The sequence below is a fragment of the Chelatococcus daeguensis genome (assembly GCF_001887265.1).
Lineage (GTDB): Bacteria > Pseudomonadota > Alphaproteobacteria > Rhizobiales > Beijerinckiaceae > Chelatococcus_A > Chelatococcus_A sambhunathii.
In genome coordinates, this window is the sequence record NZ_CP018096.1 from 484,652 (window position 1) to 501,801 (window position 17,150).

Consider the following 17,150-nt stretch of genomic DNA (forward strand, 5'->3'; position numbering starts at 1 on the left):
GGAGAAGGACATGACCAACCATCCACCGATCATTTCCTGCCTGTGGTTCGATCATGAAGGCGAGGAGGCGGCAGCCTTCTATACGTCGCTCCTGCCTGGTTCCGCCACGGGCACGGTCACACGCTACGGCAAGGCCGGCCAGGAAGTACACGGTCGGCCGGAGGGCTCCGTGATGACCGTGGAGTTCAGCCTCTCCGGGCGCAGCTTCCTCGCGCTCAACGGCGGCCCGCATTTCAGATTCACGCCGGCCGCGTCGCTCTTTGTCCACTGCGGCTCGGAAGCCGACGTGGACAGGTTGTGGCATCGGCTCGTCGAGGGTGGCAACGTGCTGATGCCGCTCGACCGCTACGACTGGAGCGACAGGTATGGCTGGCTGAGCGACCGCTACGGCCTGTCGTGGCAGATCATGCTCGACCGCGCGCCGCGCGCCAATATCGAGATCACGCCGTCGCTCCTGTTCACGGGGGATGTAGCCGGGAAGGCCGAGGAGGCGATGCGCACCTATACAAGCCTCTTTCCCGCCGCCGCGATCGCGGACCTGCACCGCTACGGGCCGGATGAGAACGACCGCGAGGGCAACGTGAAATACGCGCGCTTCGCGCTGGCCGGCCAGAGTTTCAGCGCGATGGACAGCAGCATGCCGCACGGCTTCGCCTTCAACGAGGCCTTCTCCTTCCAGGTGCTCTGCGACAGCCAGTACGAGGTCGACCATTACTGGGAGGGGCTCGGCGCAGGCGGTGACGCGACGGCACAGCAGTGCGGCTGGCTGAAGGACCGCTTCGGCCTTTCCTGGCAGATTGTGCCGGCCGTGTTGCCGAAACTGCTCTCCGGCCCGGACCGGGAAGGCGCCGAGAGGGTGATGGACGCCCTCTTGAAAATGAAGAAGTTCGACATCGCGGCGCTCGAAGCCGCCCACGCGGGCCGGGCCTCGTCCTGACAGAGGAAAGGAAAAAGAGATGGTTCCGATCTCTGCGACCGGCCGGCCGCCGTCCTGGTATTGGCTCGTCTCCGGCCTCGCCCTCCTGTGGATGCTCTTCGGCGCCATGGCCTGGACCGTCGACCTGATGACCGATGAGGCCACCGTTGCCGGGATGCGCGAGGCGCAGCGCCAGCTCTATGCCGCGCGACCGCAGTGGCTCTTTGCCGTCTATGGCCTTGCCATCCTCAGCGGGCTTGCCGGCGCGCTCGGGCTCGTCCTGCGCAAGGGGTGGGCGATGCCGGCTTTCGCCGTGTCACTCGCCGCCATCGTCCTGCAGTTCGGCTACACCTTCCTTGTCATGGACGCGATCGGCCTCCTCGGCTTCGTGGCCGTTCCGTTTCCCCTGTTCATCTTCGCCATCGGCGTCTTCCTCCTATGGTTCGCCGCGCAGGCGAGGAGGCGCGGCTGGATCGCACACCGATAAGTCAAGGCCGGCTCCATCCGGGCCGGCCCTGTGGTGTAGCGGAGGCTTCCGTCAGAGGGACGCTTTCAGGCCTACCGAGAGAATTAAGGTGTCCATGCCGGCGCCGGCGCCTGGCTTCGGGATCTTCGTGACGACGCCATCGTCGCCGTCGATCATGAGGGTACTGCCCTTGGCCTCGAAATAGTTCTGGTATTCGGCGCGTCCGGTCAGGGCGAGCATATCTGTGACCGCATATTCGATGCCGAGCGTCGCGCCGACCATCCAGCTCGGACTGAACGTCTCCTTGAAGACGATGTCGCGCATGTTGTGATGGTCCTTGTCGCGGCCCATGACGAGCGGGCTGGTGATGAACTCGGCGATGATCTTGACGGGCCCGCTGGTGTAGCTGCCGCCGAGGCCGATGTAAGGCGTATGCCACCACTGCTGGTAGGCAATGCCCAGTCCGTCGGGAAAGACGCCGGCCTGGTTGCGGAAGCCGTTTTCCGAATAGATGTAGTGACCGCCGCGGTCGTTCATCTTGAAGGTCATGAAGCGGTAGCCGGCGAGGGCATTGATCTCCAGCGGCCCCTCCGCATGGATCCTCACCGCACCGCCGAGGTCGAGCTGGTAGGCGAGCGCGAGGCTGGTGCGCGATGAATGGGACCAGTGCGTCCAGCTGTCGAAGCCCTGGTAGCCGGCCAACCAGTCGAAATCGTCCATGGCGTTGTCCGAGGCGACGGCCGACCAGCCGCTCGCGCGCAAGGTGAGCCAGTCCCGCGGCTGAAAGGCGATGCGTGCGCCGACGATTGCCGCATTGTCGATCTGCCAATTGAGCTGGCTGATCTTCCCGCCATCGCCCGGCACGTTATAGACGTACTCGCCGGCCGCCCCCGTCAGGTAACCCCCGAAGACTTCCGCCGAAATACCGCTGCCGGGCCCGCCAGCGGCTACAGGCGCCGCTCGCGTCGCGACATCGGCCGCCAGCCCCGTAGACGGCGCCAGCAATACGCAAAAGGCCACCGTTCCGGCAACGGCAGCGCTCCGGTTCACTCTCGAATGGTTCAACGTCTGCCCCCGATATCCCCAGTCCATTCAGGCAGACGCCGCATGATCGGAAATGGCGGCCAAGCCCGAAGGGCCTCCTTATGGCTGATTCGGGCATGCCGCGTTAGTTGTCAGCCTGTCGGCGCCGCCGGTCGCGAGCGCTTGGCCGACGGCCTGCCATGCCTTCGCAGGTGAAATCCGCGTCCGAGATCGCTCCTGCTGTCCCCGACTCGCCATCATCGTGCATAGTGTCTGAGAATCCCCCGGCAGTTCCGGCTGCCGGCTTGGCGAGACTGGAGGACAGGGCATGATCGAGACGCGCGCCGCAGTAGCCTGGGAGGCCGGCAAGCCGCTCACCATCGAGACGGTCAGGCTCGAGGGGCCGAAGGCGGGCGAGGTGCTGGTCGAGGTGATGGCGACGGGGGTCTGCCACACGGACGCCTATACGCTGTCGGGGCTCGATTCCGAGGGCAAGTTCCCGGCCATTCTCGGTCACGAGGGGGCGGGCATCGTGCGCGAGGTCGGTGCCGGCGTCACGGCGCTCAAGCCCGGCGACCATGTCATCCCGCTCTACACGCCCGAGTGCCGCAACTGCAAATCCTGCCTCTCGCGGCGCACGAACCTGTGCACGGCGATCCGCGCCACGCAGGGCCAGGGCGTGATGCCGGACGGCACCAGCCGCTTCCGCTGCGACGGCGAGACCGTTTTCCACTACATGGGCTGTTCGACCTTCGCGAATTTCACGGTGCTGCCGGAGATCGCGCTCGCCAAGGTGCGCGAAGACGCGCCCTTCGACAAGATCTGCTACATCGGCTGCGGCGTCACCACCGGTATCGGCGCTGTCATCTACACCGCCAAGGTGTGGCCAGGGGCCAATGTCGTCGTCTTCGGCCTCGGCGGCATCGGCCTCAATGTCATCCAGGGCGCGCGCATGGTGGGGGCCGACAGGATCATCGGCGTCGACATCAACCCCTCCAAGGCGGCGATGGCGCGCAAGTTCGGCATGACCGACTTCATCAACCCGAAGGAGATCGGTACCGACAAGGTGATGCAGGCGATCCTCGACCTTACCGACGGCGGGGCGGACTTCTCCTTCGATGCCACCGGCAATGTCGACGTGATGCGCCAGGCGTTGGAGTGCTGCCATCGCGGCTGGGGCGAGTCGATCATCATCGGCGTCGCCGAGGCTGGAAAGGAGATCGCGACGCGCCCCTTCCAGCTCGTCACCGGCCGCGTCTGGAAGGGCACGGCCTTCGGCGGCGCGCGCGGGCGCACGGACGTGCCGAAGATCGTCGACTGGTACATGGAGGGCAAGATCAACATCGACGATCTCATCACCCACACCATGCCGCTCGACGAGATCAACACGGCCTTCGACCTGATGCACGAGGGCAAGTCGATCCGCTCCGTCGTCATCTACTGACGAGGCGCCGATGTGCTTCGAGATCCTCAGCCGTGCCCGCGCCTTCGGCGGCACCCAGCTCGTTTGCCGGCATGCCTCGCGCGAGACCGGCACCGCGATGCGCTTTGCCGCCTTCGTGCCGCCGCAGGCCGAGGGTGGGTGCAAGGTGCCCATCGTGTGGTTCCTCTCCGGCCTCACCTGCACGGAGGAGAACTTCACGGTGAAGGCCGGCGCCCAGCGCATCGCCGCCGAACTCGGTCTCATGCTGGTTGCGCCGGACACAAGCCCGCGCGGGCAGGGTGTGCCGGACGATCCCGAAGGCGCCTACGACTTCGGCCTCGGGGCCGGCTTCTATGTCGATGCGACCGAGACGCCATGGGCGCGCCATTACCGGATGAAGAGCTATGTCGAGGCGGAACTGCCCGCGCTCGTCGCGCGGGAACTGCCGGCGGACATGGATCGGCAGGGCATCACCGGCCATTCCATGGGCGGGCACGGGGCGCTTACCATCGCCCTGCGCGCGCCGGAGCGCTTCCGGGCCGTGTCGGCCTTTGCGCCCATCGTCTCGCCCATGAACTGTCCGTGGGGCGAGAAGGCGCTCGCGGGCTATCTCGGACCGGATCGCGTGTCATGGCGCAGCTATGACGCCTGTGCGCTGATCGAGGACGGGGCACGGCTGCCGGAGATCCTCGTCGATCAGGGCACGGCCGACACCTTCCTCACGCGCGAGCTGAAGCCGGAGCTGCTGGAAGAGGCCTGCCGCAAGGCCGGTATCGCGCTGACCCTGCGCCGCCAGGAGGGCTACGACCACTCCTATTTCTTCATCGCCACCTTCATCGAGGACCACCTGCGCTGGCACGCCGCGCGGCTCGGCTGAGCCAGACGTGCGCGCCACGCCGTGACGGCGAATGGCAAGCAGGGGAACCATATGCTTCCCGCTTTGACTCCACTCTATAATGTTGATATCAACCTACCTGATCGGGGGGCCAGCCAAGCGGTGATCGGTTCGCCGCACACCAGCGGAGGATATCATGCAGCACCCGGTTGTCTCGCGGGAGGAGTGGCTCGAGGCACGCCGCGCGCTCCTCGCCAAGGAGAAGGAATTCACGCATCTGCGCGACAAGGTGAACGCCGCCCGTCTCGCGCTGCCGTGGGTGCGGGTCGACAAGCCCTATGTCTTCGACACGCCTCACGGACGCAAGACGCTGGCGGAGCTGTTCGCCGGCCGCAGCCAGCTCGTCGTCTATCATTTCATGCTCGGGCCGGACTGGGAGGCGGGCTGCACCGGTTGTTCTTTCCTCGCCGACCATCTCGATGGCGCGCTGCCGCATCTCGAGAACCACGACGTGACCCTGCTTGCTGTCTCGCGTGCGCCGCTTGATCGGATCGAGGCCTACAAGCGCAGAATGGGCTGGCGCTTCCCGTGGGTGTCGTCGCATGGCAGCGACTTCAACTACGACTTCCACGTCTCCTTCACGCCGGAGGCTCTGGCCAAGGGCAGCGTCTACTACAATTACGAGATGATCCCACGCGCGCAGGCCCATGATGAACTGCCGGGACTCAGCGCCTTCTACAGGGACGAGAAGGGCGAGGTGTTCCACACCTATTCCAGCTATGCCCGCGGCGGCGAGGAACTCATCGGCACCCTCATGATCCTCGATCGGGCGCCGCTCGGTCGCAACGAGCACACGACCATGGACTGGGTGCGCCGTCACGACGAATACGAGGCCGCGGGTCGCGCCTGCTGCGCCTGAAGTCTCCCGTTGCCCCAACCACCACGAAAGCCCGGAGATGACCATGCAGAAAGCAGAACCGACGCAGGAGCACCGCTGGCTCGAACAGCTCGTCGGCGAGTGGGCCGTGCGGAATGAGGTCCCCGCGCCCGGCCAGGAGGAGACGGCGGAATGGACGGAGACCGTGCGCGCGCTCGACGGCATCTGGTTCGTCAGCGAAGGCCGTGGCGACATGCCCGGCTGCGGCCCCGTGACGACGCTGCTGACGCTCGGCTATGATCCGCATAAGAAGCGCTACGTCGGCACGTGGATCGGCTCGATGATGACCCACCTGTGGGTCTATGAGGGCACGCTCGACGAGACCGGCAAGGTGCTGACCCTCGACTGCACCGGTCCTGACTTCGAGCGGCCGGGCGAGACGGCGCGCTATCAGGACATCGTGACGATCATCGACAGGGACAATCGCAGGTTCACGGGTCGGGTGCAGAAGCCCGATGGGTCGTGGAGCGACATGATGACCGCCCATTACCGTCGCAGGGTCTGAGCCTGCACGCCCCGCCGACCGCGTCCTTCGAGGCGCCCCGCCATGCGGGGCGCCTTTTCCTTATGGCCAGCGCGACCGTGACGATGCCCAGTGCAACTTTGTATATCCTCACGAGATTATTCATGAGAAGGGCGCCACGACGACCGAAAAGCGCTCCTATGCATAGTTTGAAAAATTATAAACTGCCGATAACAGCTATTTTCCATCTGTCTGGATCACGAATATTCGGATATTCACGTAAAAGGCGCAAACATAACGCGATGCCGTTTGCCGACGACATGTCCGCCATCGGCGGCAAGGCGGACATCCTGATGGATGTGGACAGCAACGGGGATTTGACCGTGAACATGATGGAACGGCCGGCCGCGGAGGTCATGGCGATGAGCGGACGGGCGAAACGTCTCAAGGCCTGCACGCTCGCGACGCACGAGGCACTGGACAAGCGCATCATGGCCGGTGCGCCCTTTGCCGACCGCGTCAATTACGGTCGCTTCCTTGCGGTGCAACATGCCTTCCACCGCGACATCGACGCGCTCTATTCGAACCTGGCGCTCGATGCCCTTCTGCCCCATCTCGCCGGCCGGCGACGCCTGGCACAGATCGAGCAGGACATCATCGATCTCGGCGGGACAGTGCCAGAGATCGCGGCGGCGCCGGCCTTCGGCGCGAGCGCGGACCTGCCGACGGCGCTCGGCTGGCTCTATGTCGCCGAAGGCTCCAACCTCGGTGCCGCCTTCCTCCTCAAGGCGGCGGCGGGGATCGGCCTGTCGGAGACGTTCGGCGCGCGCCATCTCGCCGGCCATCCCGACGGCCGCGGCCTGCACTGGCGCACCTTCACGGCCGCGCTCGACGGCATCGCGCTGACGGAAGCCGAGGAAGGCCGCGTGATCGCAGGGGCGGAAGCCGCCTTCAAGCGCGTGCACGGCCTCGTCGAGGTGCATTTCGGCCGAACGGGCCTCGCGCCAGACGGCTCAGCAGCCGCCCGTAACTCCAAGACGCTCGACGAGGCCGTCCCTCTCGCGCCAGGCACCGGCGAGCATCGCGCCGAGAAGGTCGGCATAGGTCCAGCCGGCCGCCTGCGCCGCGATGGTGCACAGGCTGTCCTGGTCCTCGCGCCCGGGCCTGCCGGCGCCGGTGAGGTTCGGCTTCATGTTGAGGTCGAAGAGCCGGTAGCGGCCGTCGGCTCCCGCCCGGCAGTCGATGCGGATGATGGTGCGCGCCTCGACCACCGCGGCCGCGGCCGCACAGGCGGCCATGACGGCCGCAACGGCGGGCTCCGCGGCCTCGTGCGCCGTTAGCGCGACGCTGTTGCGGGTGACGGCGACGAGGCCATTGTAGGGCGCCACGTCGTCGTGGTGGTCGAACCGGCGTACCGGCGGCGGGCACCAGGCCTCCTGCGCAAGGCGGCCGTCGGGGCCGGGCAGGCCGGCGGGAAGGACGGCGACGGTCAGCTCCTCGCCCGGCAGGAATTCCTCGATCATGACGATGTCGCCGAAGGTCGCCGCGGCGAGGAGGTCGCGGGCGGCGGCGTGCAGCGCGGCGAGGCTGCGCACCACCGTCACGCCCTGGCTGCCACGCCCGCGCACCGGCTTGATGACGAGCGGCAGCGCGAGGCCGGCCCTGGCGAGAAGGGCCGCGTCGATCTCCGCGACGGCCGCGATGCCGTCGCGGGCTTCGTGCGCGGCGAGCATTGATCGCGCGACCGGCAGGCCGGCCTCGCGCAGCCGCAGGTTGGTGAGGAACTTGTCGTCGGCGCGCTGTACGGCGTCGGGGCGATGGCCGACGACGAAGCGTTCGCCCAAGACGAGCTCCAGCGGATGGCCCTCGAACAGAACGGTATTGGCCCACAGCACGGCCGCGCCGCTGCCGGTCGCTTCGGCGATACCCTGCGGCGTGTCGGGAAAGACCCAGTCGAGGTTCCGCGCCGGATCGGGATTGCGGACCGGGGTCACGACCGGCACCCCGACCCCTGCGAGGGCGAAGCCGATATCGGCGCCGCTGTCGGAATAGCCGCCCGGCTTGGCGTCCTTGCGCAGGCCACCGATCACCGGCGGCGGCAGCGCCTGGTAGAGAATGGCGACCGGCGCTCCGGCGAGGGCGGCTTGATCGATCATCGGGCAGGAACCTCCGGCTGGACCTCATCAATGGCGTGAATCGCTCGGACCGGATCGATTCATAACTCTCGTTGGACGCCGGATTCCACGCGTGTTTCCTCGGAAAGGATCACCAAGCCCGTCCGGAAGCCATGATGATCGTTCTCCACCGCATCGATCCCCGCCGCAACATGGCGCGTTTCTATGCTTTGTCCATCGAGCGAAACCTCCTCGGCGAATGGTCGCTCGTCCGCAACTACGGGCGTATCGGTCGCCGTGGGGTCTTCCGGCTCGACATCTGCGGCAGCCGTGCCGATGCCTATGCCGCCGCCCGGCGTCTTGCGCAGCGCAAGGCGCTGAAGGGCTATGTGCCGGCCTGATGCGCCTGAAGACCCGCCGGATGTCCCCTTGCGACGGGATCATAAAACCGGTGATTGTCCTCGCCGGCTTGATCCTGCGCCTTCGGGACGCTATCCGGGCGGCTCCTCGGTCTTCCTGCCGCTGAAAGGGTGACGGATGAGCACAGCGCAGGCCGTCCTCGCGCATCCTGCCCCGCACGACTGGCACGGCGTTCTCGACGGCGACCTCGTCCTCCTGCGCGAGCGCGTCGCGCGGCCGGACGACGAACGGGACTTCCTGCCGGCGGCCGAGCTTATCGCGCCGGACCGCCTCGGACCGCGGCTCGACCGCTATGCCGCCCGCTTCGACCCGGGGCTGCGCGCCGCGGCCGTCTCCTTCTGGAGCCTCTACCATCTCTCCGGCGCTATCCTGCCAATCGCCGCCTTGGCGATGCTCTCGGACCGGATGCCCGCGGCGGCATTGTCCGAGGTCTCCTTCACCTTTTCGGCGGAGGGGGAAAGCCGGGCCGCGCGCATCGCGCCGGACGAGACCCTCGGACCTTGCGACGCGATCGCCGTGCTGGAGGCGCTGATCACGGATCACCTGCAGCCGACCGTCGCGGCGCTGGTCGCGGTCAGCGGGCTCGCACCGCGACTCTTCTGGAACAATGCGGCGAGCTATTTCGACTGGGTTGTGCGCGCCGCCGCCACCCATCCGCGCGTGCCGGGCGAGCGCGCAGCAGCGGCGCTCCGTCTCGTCGAGGCGGCCATACTGCCGTGCGGCGCGCCCAATCCCATGCACGGGTCGATCAGGCCGATTGTCGAGGACGGTATCGAGGCGCGCCGTCGCAAGGTCTGCTGCCTGCGCTACAAGCTGCCCGGCGTTCCCGGCTGCGGCGGCCTGTGCCCGCTGCCGGCCGTGCGGCAGGCCGGGACGGAGCACTAGACTCCGAACCTACGCGACCGCTTCCGCGTTCGCGGCCGCGCGTTCGGCCGCCACCTGCTCGATGTTGCGCCTGATGCCGGGGTGCTGGGCGAGGAATCCTTGGAAGGCCCGCACATCGAGTCGCAGGAGGAAGCAATAGCTGATGGCGTGCACGTCCGACTGGCGCGGCCGGCCATGGAGCAGAGCCATCTCTCCCACGACATCGCCGCGCCCGAGGCGGACCTTGCGGCCCGGCAGGCTTACCTCGAGAGCGCCGGAGGCGATGAAATAGACGGCATCGCCCGGCGTCCCCCGGCGGATGACCTGCTCTCCCGGGATGACAAACAGAGGTTGCAACAGCTTCGTCACTTCCGTCAGCTGTTCGCCAGTCAGATCAGCGAACATCGGCAGTTCGCCGACAAGTTCGCGCGCGTTGAGGGCAAGGTCGAGCCGCCGCTGGCGGTCCGCCTCCTTGCGGTCGGCATCGACGGAGCGGCGCAGGTTGTCGTAGAGCTCCGGGCCGATGAGACCGTCCTCGAAGAGGACCATGTATTCGAGCTCCTCCTGCCTCAGCGCGATCTTGCGCAGCAACCGGCGCTCCAGCGATTCCGCATAGAGCGGATATTGCAGCCGGAGAGCATCGAGGCCGGCGGCGACGGCCTCCTGCCGCCGCTCGACAATCTCGTGCAGCACTTCGCCAACGCGCAGCCCGAGGATGGGCACGATCTTGCTGTCAATGAAGGAGCTCAGTTCCTCAAGCACCGTTCGTGTCACGAAGAGCATCTCGAAGCGCCGCGCCAGCAACCGCTCAAGCGGTCCGCTGGCATGGAGGCGGCGATGGAGAAACTGGGCGAAGCCGAACTTCCAGTCGAAGGCAAGCGTCTGCTTGGCGGCACGCTGGTAGTCCGACCAGCCACCCGTACGGGCGCGGTCGAGCAGCGTCTCGGCTTGGGCAAGCAGCGAGGGCAGCAGCGCGGCGGAAACGGTTCGCGCCCTCATGCGCTCGATGATGATGTCACGCTCGCGTCCGGCGAGCGTCAGCAGCCCGAGGGACAGGCGCTCCTTGTCCGTCAGCTCCCGTCCCTGGCCGGCGCTCGCCGCCTCGTCGATCCGCTCGGCGTAGCGGCGGGCCTCCGCAAGCGCTGTGCCGGAGGCGACCTTGTAGGCCTCGGCCGCCCGGGCAACGGCCTCGCGCACGTTCTCAAGCGCGACGGCGAGCACCTGGCCGCGCATGGCAGCATCACGAGGCGACAGGAGATTGAGGCCGAGCGAGGAGATGACCCAGCGCATGGTGGTTCCCTGGATGAGCAGGGTGAAAAGCACGAAGCCGGTGGCAAGGATGGCGACGAAGCGCTGGATGTCGTCGGGGACGATGTCGTTCTCCGTCACGGCGAGCGCCAGCGCCAGCGTGACGGCGCCGCGCAGACCGCCCCAGAGAATGACGACCCGGTAGGGGATGCTGACCGGCGGCGAGAGCTTGAGCAGGCTCAAGAGCGGCAGCAGGGCGAAGAGGATGACGGCACGGGCGGCGAGCGCCGCGGCTGCGACGACGAGAATCAGGAAGAGATCAAACAGCGACAGGCTGGCGAGCAGGCGTGGCACCAGGATGGCGGCGAGCACGAAGACGAGCGAGCTCGCCCAGAATGCAATCTGATCCCAGATGCCGGTGAGGTAGCTCCATCCGTCCGGCGAGGCGCGCGATGGGCCGAGGAGGCTCAGTGTCATGCCCGCGACGACGACGGCGATGACGCCGGACACGCCGAGCAACTGCTCGCAGGCGATGAAGACGAGATAGGCGAGGGCGAAGCTGATCGAGACGGCGGCGGAGCGCTGCTCGGGCAGCCTGCCGATGAGCCAGGCCGCCGCACGCGCGGCCAGATGCCCGACAAGCGCGCCGCCACACAGCGTCCACAGGAAGGAGAGGGCCGCATCAGCGAAACCCGGCGTCTCGCCCGCGACGAGGATGGCGAGGAACGCCGCGAACAGCGTGATCGCGGCGGCGTCGTTGAGCAGGCTCTCGCCCTCGACAAGTCGCCCGAGGCGCGCCGGTGCACCGATGTCGCGGAAGATGCCGACGACGGCGACGGGATCCGTCGTCGCCACGATGGCGCCGAGAAGGAGGCAGACGAGCAGCGGCTGGCCGGCAAGCGGCAGGAGGGCGAGGCCGATGACCGCGGTTGCCACGACGACGGCGAGGACGGCGAGGACGAAAATCGGCACCCAGTCGGGCATCATCTGGCGCACGTCGAGCGTCAGGGCCGTCTGGAAGATGAGAGTCGGCAGGAAGACGTAGAGGAAGACTGTCGAGCCGATGGGAAAATCGAGGATGGCCCGGGCGGGCTCGTTGAAGGCGTCGGTCAGCTCCGTATGCAGCAGGAAGGAGGCAGCCGCCGCGATGAGCATGCCGATGGCAGCGAGCACGACGCTGAACGGCATCCTGAGCGCCCCCGCCAGGGGCTGGACAAGGCTGATGATGAGGAGCAGGACGCCGATGACCGCCAGGATGACCGGTAATGCCAAGATCGTTCCAGCCCCATATTGCTTGCTGCATCAGGCCTTTCTAAGCAGACGGAGCGACGCGGTCGAGGGCCCGCGCCGCAGAAAGTGCATTACGCGAGGAAGACCGGCATCGCGCGCCGCATCACGGCCGCCCAGCGCGCTCCTCGAGCACCTTGACATAGGTGCGGCCGGAGGCGGTGACATGGGCCACCATCAGGCGCTCGAAGGCCGCGAAATCCCCCGCCTCGAAGAACCGCAGGAAGCTGCGGTGCTCCTCGTAGGATGTCGGGTTCTGGACGTCGATGGGCGAGCTGAGATTCGTGCGCAGCGCCGCGATCTTGCCCGCCGCGAGGCGATAGGATTCCTCGATGTAGGAATTTCCGCAATGGGTGAACAGCGCCTCGTGCAGCGCGGTGTCGGCGCGACCATAGGCGACATTGTCCCGCTTCTCGAGGGCCTTTTCCATGTCGGCGATGGCGGCGGCCATGGCCGCAATCGTGCCGTCCCTGTCGTGGCGGAAGGCGAGTTCGGCGGCGCGCGGCTCGATGACGGAGCGGAACTCGCACAGCTCCGCGATGTCCTCCGGGCTCGGCCGGAAGACGAAGCTGCCGACCTGGGGGCGGATGGTGACGAGGCCCTGCAGCTGAAGCTGGTTCAAGGCCTCGCGCACCGGCGTACGGCTGACGCCGAAGGATTGCGCCAGCGTCTCCTCGGCGATGATGGCGCCGAGCGCCAGTTCCCCCTCGATGATGGCCTGGCGCAGGCGCAGCATGACCTTGGCGGAGAGCGACTTGGGAGGATCGAGCCTGAACGATTTCATCAGGGGCTGTCTGATTCCGGAGACGGACATTCATTCCGGAATTGCTCCGGCCGTCAATGACGCCAGACCGGCACGGGCCGCCGAGGCCCATGCCGGCCACCTGCCGGTCAGTTGCCGCGGACGCGCTTGAGCTCCTCGAAGACGAGGGTCAGCGCCTCGTCGCCAATGGCCTTGCCGTGGCGCTCGTAGATGACCTGCGCCTTCTCGCGGATGCGCGCCATCTCCTCCGGCGTGATCTCGTTCACCTCCATGCCCTGTGCCTTGAGGTTGGCGAGGCTGATCTCGGATTTCTCGCGGTTGACCTTGCGCTGCTCCTTCTGGCCCACGGCCGCGCAGTCCTTCAGCACCGCCTGCTCCTCGGGTGACAGCGTGTCCCAGATCTTCTTCGAGAAGAGCACGAGCGTCGGGCTGTAGGCGTGCTTGGTCAGGGTGAGGTATTTCTGCACCTCGTAGAACTTCATGTTCTCGATGTTGTTGAAGGGGTTCTCCTGCCCGTCGACGGTCTTCGTCTCAAGGGCCGAATAGACTTCCGAGAAAGCGAGCGGCACGGCATTGCTGCCGAGCTCCTTGAACGTGTCGATGAAGATGTTGTTCTGCATCACGCGCATCTTCACGCCCTCGAAATCCTCGGCCTTGGTGATCGGGCGGCGCGAATTGGTGGTGTGGCGGAAGCCGTTCTCCCACCAGGCGAGGTTGATGACGCCGGCAGCGGGCAGCTTGGCGGCGAACCACTCGCCCGCCTTGCCGTCGAGCACATGGTCGGCCTCCTGCTCGTTATTGAACAGAAAGGGCAGGTCGAAGACGCCGAGCTCGGGGACGATGGAGGTGAGCGGCGCGGTCGAGGTCAGCACCATCTCGAGCGAGCCGGTGCGCACGCTCTGGGTGGCGGTGAGGTCGTTGCCGAGCGCGCCGTCCCAATAGGCCTGGATCTTCATCTTGCCGCCGGTCTTCTCCAGCGTGCAGGCGCCCATGGCGGCAAGGCCGTTGCCCATGGGATGCTCCTTGCTGACGCCGTTGGAGACGCGGAAGGTGCGCTCCTTGAACTCGGCCTGCGCCGATGCCCCGGTGAACAGCACGGCGGCGGCGAGGCCGGCGCCGGCGAGCTTGTAGCAGAACCTGGTCTTCATCTTCGTTTCCTCCTCCGGTTGTTATGAGAGCCATTTCAGCGGGATGAGCACGAGGTCCGGGAACAGGACGAGCAGGAACAGGACGGCGATCTCCGCCCACAGGAAGGGCCACAGGCCCTTCATCAGGTCGCTCATGGGTATCTTGGCGACGCCGCAGATGACGTTGAGCACGATGCCGACCGGCGGCGTGATGAGGCCGATGGCGTTGTTCATGATGAACAGCACGCCGAAATAGACCGGATCGATGCCGGCCTGCTTGATCACCGGCATCAGCACCGGCGTCAGGATCATCAGCGTCGGCGCGAAATCGAGCGCGGTGCCGACGATGACGACGATCGCCATGATGACGAACATCAGGAGGATCTTGTTGCCCATGAAGGGCTCGAGCATCGCCGAGACCTGGCCCGGCACGTCGGAGAGCGTGATCAGCCAGGCGGAGACGAGTGCCGCCGCGATCAGGAAGACGACCACCGCCGTGCTGCGTGCCGCCGACACGAGAAGCGGATAGAGCTGGCGCAGCGGCAGTTCGCGATAGACGAAGGCGCCGACGACGAAGGCATAGACGCAGGCGGCGACGCCGGCCTCGGTCGGCGTGAAGATGCCGAATTTGAGCCCGCCGATGATGCCGAGCGGCATGACGAGCGCCCAGATGCCGTCGACGCCCGCCTTGAGGCGCAGGCCCCAGCCCTGCTTCGGCAGGATCGCGACCTTGTCCTTGCGCGCCACCCACAGCCAGGTGAGCACGAGCGCGGTGCCCATCATCAGGCCGGGGAAGATGCCGGCGAGGAAGAGCTTGCCGATGGAGACATTGGCGATGACGCCGAAGACGATGAGGCCGATCGACGGCGGGATGACCGGCGCGATGACGCCGCCGGCGGCGATGAGCCCGGCCGAGCGCGGCACGTTGTAGCCGGCCTGGCGCATCATGGGGATGAGCAATGTGCCGATGGCCGCGGCATCGGCCGCGGCGCTGCCCGAGATCGCCGCCATGACCACCGCGGCGAAGATCGCGACGAGCCCGAGCCCGCCGCGGACATGGCCGACCCAGGTGAGGGCGAAGGCGACGATGCGCTTGGAGATGCCGCCGGCGTTCATCAGTTCGCCGGCCAGCATGAAGAAGGGGATGGCGAGCAGGGGGAAGCTGTCGGCGCCCTCGATGAGCTTCTGGGACAGGATGGTGGCGTCGATCTGGCCCTGCATCACCATCAGCGCGACGGCGCAGACGAGGAGCGCGAAGGCGATCGGCATGCCGAGCGCCATGGCGCCGAGGAGCGAGATGGTGAAGACGGCGACGGTCATGGCCGCACCTCGCGGGGCACGGTCTCTTCGCTCTCGTGCACCTCGATCAGTTCGTCGTCGCGGATGCGGCCGGTGGCGATGCGCCAGAGCTTGTGCACCGCATGGGCGCCGATGCCGACCGCCGTGGCGTAGGCGATGCCGAAGATCCAGATCATGGAGAGCCCGGTGACGGGCGCCCCCGTCGTCGCGTTGACCTCGTGCTGCTGCCATGCGCCCCAGAACAGCATGACGCAGCAGGCGAGGATGAGGGCCTGGCTGAGCGCGAGGCAGACGATGCGGCCGCGGCGCGGCAGCATCAGGAGGACCGTCTCCATGCCGAGGTGCGAGCCGTCGCGCATGGCGACGACGGCGCCGATGAAGGTCAGCCAGACGAAGAAGAAGCGGGAGAGCTCCTCGGAGACGACGATGCCGGAGTTGAAGACGTAGCGCAGCACGACATTGCCGAAGACCATCACCACCATGCCGAGCAGCAGCACCGCGAGCAGGGCGTCGACCAGCTTGAAGGCGCGCTCGATCATCACACCACCTTGCCGGGATTGAGCAGGCCGGAGGGGTCGAGCGCCGCCTTCAGCGTGCGCATCAGCGCGATCTCCGCCTCGCTGCGGGCATGGCCGAGCCACTGCTTCTTCAGGGTGCCGATGCCGTGCTCGGCCGAGATGCTGCCGCCGAGTTCCTTCACGAGCCCGTAGATGATCGCGTCCATGGCCGGTTTCGGCTGGGCGGCGGCGGCAAGGCCCGGCACCCAGGTGACGAGATGCAGGTTGCCGTCGCCGATATGGCCGTAATAGGCGCTGTCGCAGCCGGGAATCGCCGCCTCGAGCGCGGCCTTGCAGCGGCGCGCGAAGTCGTCCATCCGCCCGACGGCGAGGCCGATGTCGTAGGAGACGTGCGGCCCGAGCACGGCCGGGAATTCGGCGCAGGCGTCGCGCAGGGCCCAGAAGGCATCGATGTCGGCCAGCGATTGCGCCACGGCCGCATCGACGAGCAATTCCTGCTCCATGAGGCCCTCGAGCCAGCTCTCGAAACGGGGCCGGTCGATGGCCTCGTCGGTGCCCTGCGCCTCGACGAGGACGTAGAGTCCGTCGCCGGGCGCAACCGGGCTGCGCACGCCGGCGCGCTCCGTCACCACCTGCCAATAGTCCGGCCACATCACCTCGAAAGCCGACAGCAGCGGCCCGAGGCCGCGGCGGGCGGCGGCGAGCAGGGCGACCACCCGGTCGTAGTCGGCGAGCTTGCACAGGGCCGCCATCGTGCACTGCGGCTTCGGAAACAGGCGCAGCACGACGCGAGTGACGATGCCGAGCGTGCCTTCCGAGCCGATGAAGAGGTGCTTCAGGTCGTAGCCGGCGTTGTTCTTCAGGAGCTTGTTGAGATTGGTGATGATGGTGCCGTCGGGCAGCACCACCTCGAGGCCGAGCACCAGCTCGCGCATCATGCCGTAGCGAATGACGCGATTGCCGCCGGCATTGGTGGAGAGATTGCCGCCGATGGCGCAGGAGCCGCGCGAGCCGAGGTCGAGCGGGAAGAGGAAGCCGGCCGCGTCGGCCGCATCCTGCACACGCTCCAGCGGCGTGCCGGCCTTCACCGTCATGGTGGCGCTCGCGGCGTCGACCTCCTCGATGCCGCTCATCCGCTCCAGCGACAAGGCAACCCAGCCCTCCTCCGGCGTGGCGCCGCCGCACAGGCCGGTGAGGCCGCCTTGCGGAACCACGGGGAAGCCCACCGAGCGGCAGACCTTCAGGGTCAGGGCGACGCCGGCGGCGTCGAGCGGTCGTACCACCGCGAGCGGCCGGCGCGGCGCCTGCGGGCTCCAGTCGTTGCAATTGCGCGCGGGGACGTCGTCGCCGACGAGAACGGCACCGGGGCCGAGCTGCCGGCGCAAATCATCGAGAACCTGCTGCCGCAGCGCAGGCGTGGTGATGACGTTCATGATCCTCCCCGACG

The 17,150-nt window shown here is 67.2% G+C and carries 16 protein-coding genes and 1 pseudogene; 9 read left to right on the forward strand and 8 right to left on the reverse strand.

Annotated elements, in window-relative coordinates; translation table 11 throughout:
* The first annotated feature begins 10 nt into the window (after window positions 1-10).
* Together BOQ54_RS19170 and BOQ54_RS19175 are read left to right on the forward strand one after the other, a co-directional pair.
* Entirely contained in the window at window positions 11-937 is a 927-nt protein-coding gene (locus BOQ54_RS19170; RefSeq protein ID WP_071924752.1) for a VOC family protein, read from the forward strand.
* A 19-nt stretch (window positions 938-956) separates the two neighbouring features.
* Window positions 957-1,403 carry a hypothetical protein gene (locus tag BOQ54_RS19175; protein ID WP_071924753.1) on the forward strand — a complete coding sequence of 149 codons (447 nt, stop codon included), beginning with the start codon at window positions 957-959 and terminating at the stop codon, window positions 1,401-1,403.
* Between the two features lie 51 nt (window positions 1,404-1,454).
* On the opposite strand, the gene BOQ54_RS19180 is transcribed toward BOQ54_RS19175, so the two are convergent.
* The gene (locus BOQ54_RS19180; protein ID WP_186438075.1) at window positions 1,455-2,447 is read right to left on the reverse strand and encodes an omptin family outer membrane protease; all 993 of its coding nucleotides are present in this window, start codon (window positions 2,445-2,447) and stop codon (window positions 1,455-1,457) included.
* Between the two features lie 289 nt (window positions 2,448-2,736).
* Here BOQ54_RS19180 and BOQ54_RS19185 point away from each other — a divergent pair, with 289 nt between their 5' ends.
* From BOQ54_RS19185 to BOQ54_RS19205, 5 genes and pseudogenes are all read left to right on the forward strand, one after another.
* The gene (locus BOQ54_RS19185) at window positions 2,737-3,849 is read left to right on the forward strand and encodes an S-(hydroxymethyl)glutathione dehydrogenase/class III alcohol dehydrogenase (protein ID WP_071924809.1); all 1,113 of its coding nucleotides are present in this window, start codon (window positions 2,737-2,739) and stop codon (window positions 3,847-3,849) included.
* 10 nt (window positions 3,850-3,859) lie between these two features.
* Window positions 3,860-4,705: an S-formylglutathione hydrolase gene (gene fghA / locus BOQ54_RS19190; RefSeq protein ID WP_071924755.1), complete on the forward strand. Its 846-nt coding sequence runs from the start codon at window positions 3,860-3,862 to the stop codon at window positions 4,703-4,705.
* Window positions 4,706-4,859: 154 nt separating this feature from the next.
* Window positions 4,860-5,582 (forward strand): DUF899 domain-containing protein, encoded by a 723-nt coding sequence (locus tag BOQ54_RS19195; RefSeq protein WP_055458914.1) that lies wholly within the window; start codon window positions 4,860-4,862, stop codon window positions 5,580-5,582.
* A 37-nt stretch (window positions 5,583-5,619) separates the two neighbouring features.
* Entirely contained in the window at window positions 5,620-6,105 is a 486-nt protein-coding gene (locus tag BOQ54_RS19200) for a DUF1579 domain-containing protein (RefSeq protein WP_071924756.1), read from the forward strand.
* A 350-nt stretch (window positions 6,106-6,455) separates the two neighbouring features.
* A pseudogene (locus tag BOQ54_RS19205) lies at window positions 6,456-7,052 on the forward strand (biliverdin-producing heme oxygenase); the annotation flags it as partial.
* Between the two features lie 24 nt (window positions 7,053-7,076).
* On the opposite strand, the gene BOQ54_RS19210 reads toward BOQ54_RS19205, so the two are convergent.
* The gene (locus BOQ54_RS19210) at window positions 7,077-8,219 is read right to left on the reverse strand and encodes a biotin carboxylase (protein WP_071924757.1); all 1,143 of its coding nucleotides are present in this window, start codon (window positions 8,217-8,219) and stop codon (window positions 7,077-7,079) included.
* A gap of 134 nt (window positions 8,220-8,353) precedes the next feature.
* On the opposite strand from BOQ54_RS19210, the gene BOQ54_RS19215 reads away from it, so the two are divergent.
* Together BOQ54_RS19215 and fhuF are read left to right on the forward strand one after the other, a co-directional pair.
* Window positions 8,354-8,578, forward strand: a complete 225-nt coding sequence (locus tag BOQ54_RS19215) for a WGR domain-containing protein (protein ID WP_245316387.1) — start codon at window positions 8,354-8,356, stop codon at window positions 8,576-8,578.
* 136 nt (window positions 8,579-8,714) lie between these two features.
* Window positions 8,715-9,482, forward strand: a complete 768-nt coding sequence (fhuF, locus tag BOQ54_RS19220) for a siderophore-iron reductase FhuF (RefSeq protein WP_071924759.1) — start codon at window positions 8,715-8,717, stop codon at window positions 9,480-9,482.
* Window positions 9,483-9,491: 9 nt separating this feature from the next.
* On the opposite strand, the gene BOQ54_RS19225 is transcribed toward fhuF, so the two are convergent.
* From BOQ54_RS19225 to BOQ54_RS19250, 6 genes are all read right to left on the reverse strand, one after another.
* A complete protein-coding gene (locus tag BOQ54_RS19225; RefSeq protein WP_055458908.1) occupies window positions 9,492-11,981 on the reverse strand; it encodes a cation:proton antiporter in 2,490 nt (829 codons plus the stop codon).
* Window positions 11,982-12,102: 121 nt separating this feature from the next.
* Window positions 12,103-12,780, reverse strand: coding sequence for a GntR family transcriptional regulator (locus BOQ54_RS19230; RefSeq protein ID WP_055458907.1), 678 nt, complete (start codon window positions 12,778-12,780; stop codon window positions 12,103-12,105).
* 107 nt (window positions 12,781-12,887) lie between these two features.
* A complete protein-coding gene (locus tag BOQ54_RS19235; RefSeq protein WP_055458906.1) occupies window positions 12,888-13,907 on the reverse strand; it encodes a TRAP transporter substrate-binding protein in 1,020 nt (339 codons plus the stop codon).
* 21 nt (window positions 13,908-13,928) lie between these two features.
* Window positions 13,929-15,206: a TRAP transporter large permease gene (locus BOQ54_RS19240; protein ID WP_071924760.1), complete on the reverse strand. Its 1,278-nt coding sequence runs from the start codon at window positions 15,204-15,206 to the stop codon at window positions 13,929-13,931.
* Window positions 15,203-15,724: a TRAP transporter small permease gene (locus tag BOQ54_RS19245; RefSeq protein ID WP_071924761.1), complete on the reverse strand. Its 522-nt coding sequence runs from the start codon at window positions 15,722-15,724 to the stop codon at window positions 15,203-15,205. The genes BOQ54_RS19240 and BOQ54_RS19245 overlap by 4 nt, the downstream gene beginning before the upstream one ends.
* Window positions 15,724-17,136: an FAD-binding oxidoreductase gene (locus BOQ54_RS19250; protein WP_071924762.1), complete on the reverse strand. Its 1,413-nt coding sequence runs from the start codon at window positions 17,134-17,136 to the stop codon at window positions 15,724-15,726. The genes BOQ54_RS19245 and BOQ54_RS19250 overlap by 1 nt, the downstream gene beginning before the upstream one ends.
* Window positions 17,137-17,150: the final 14 nt, after the last annotated feature.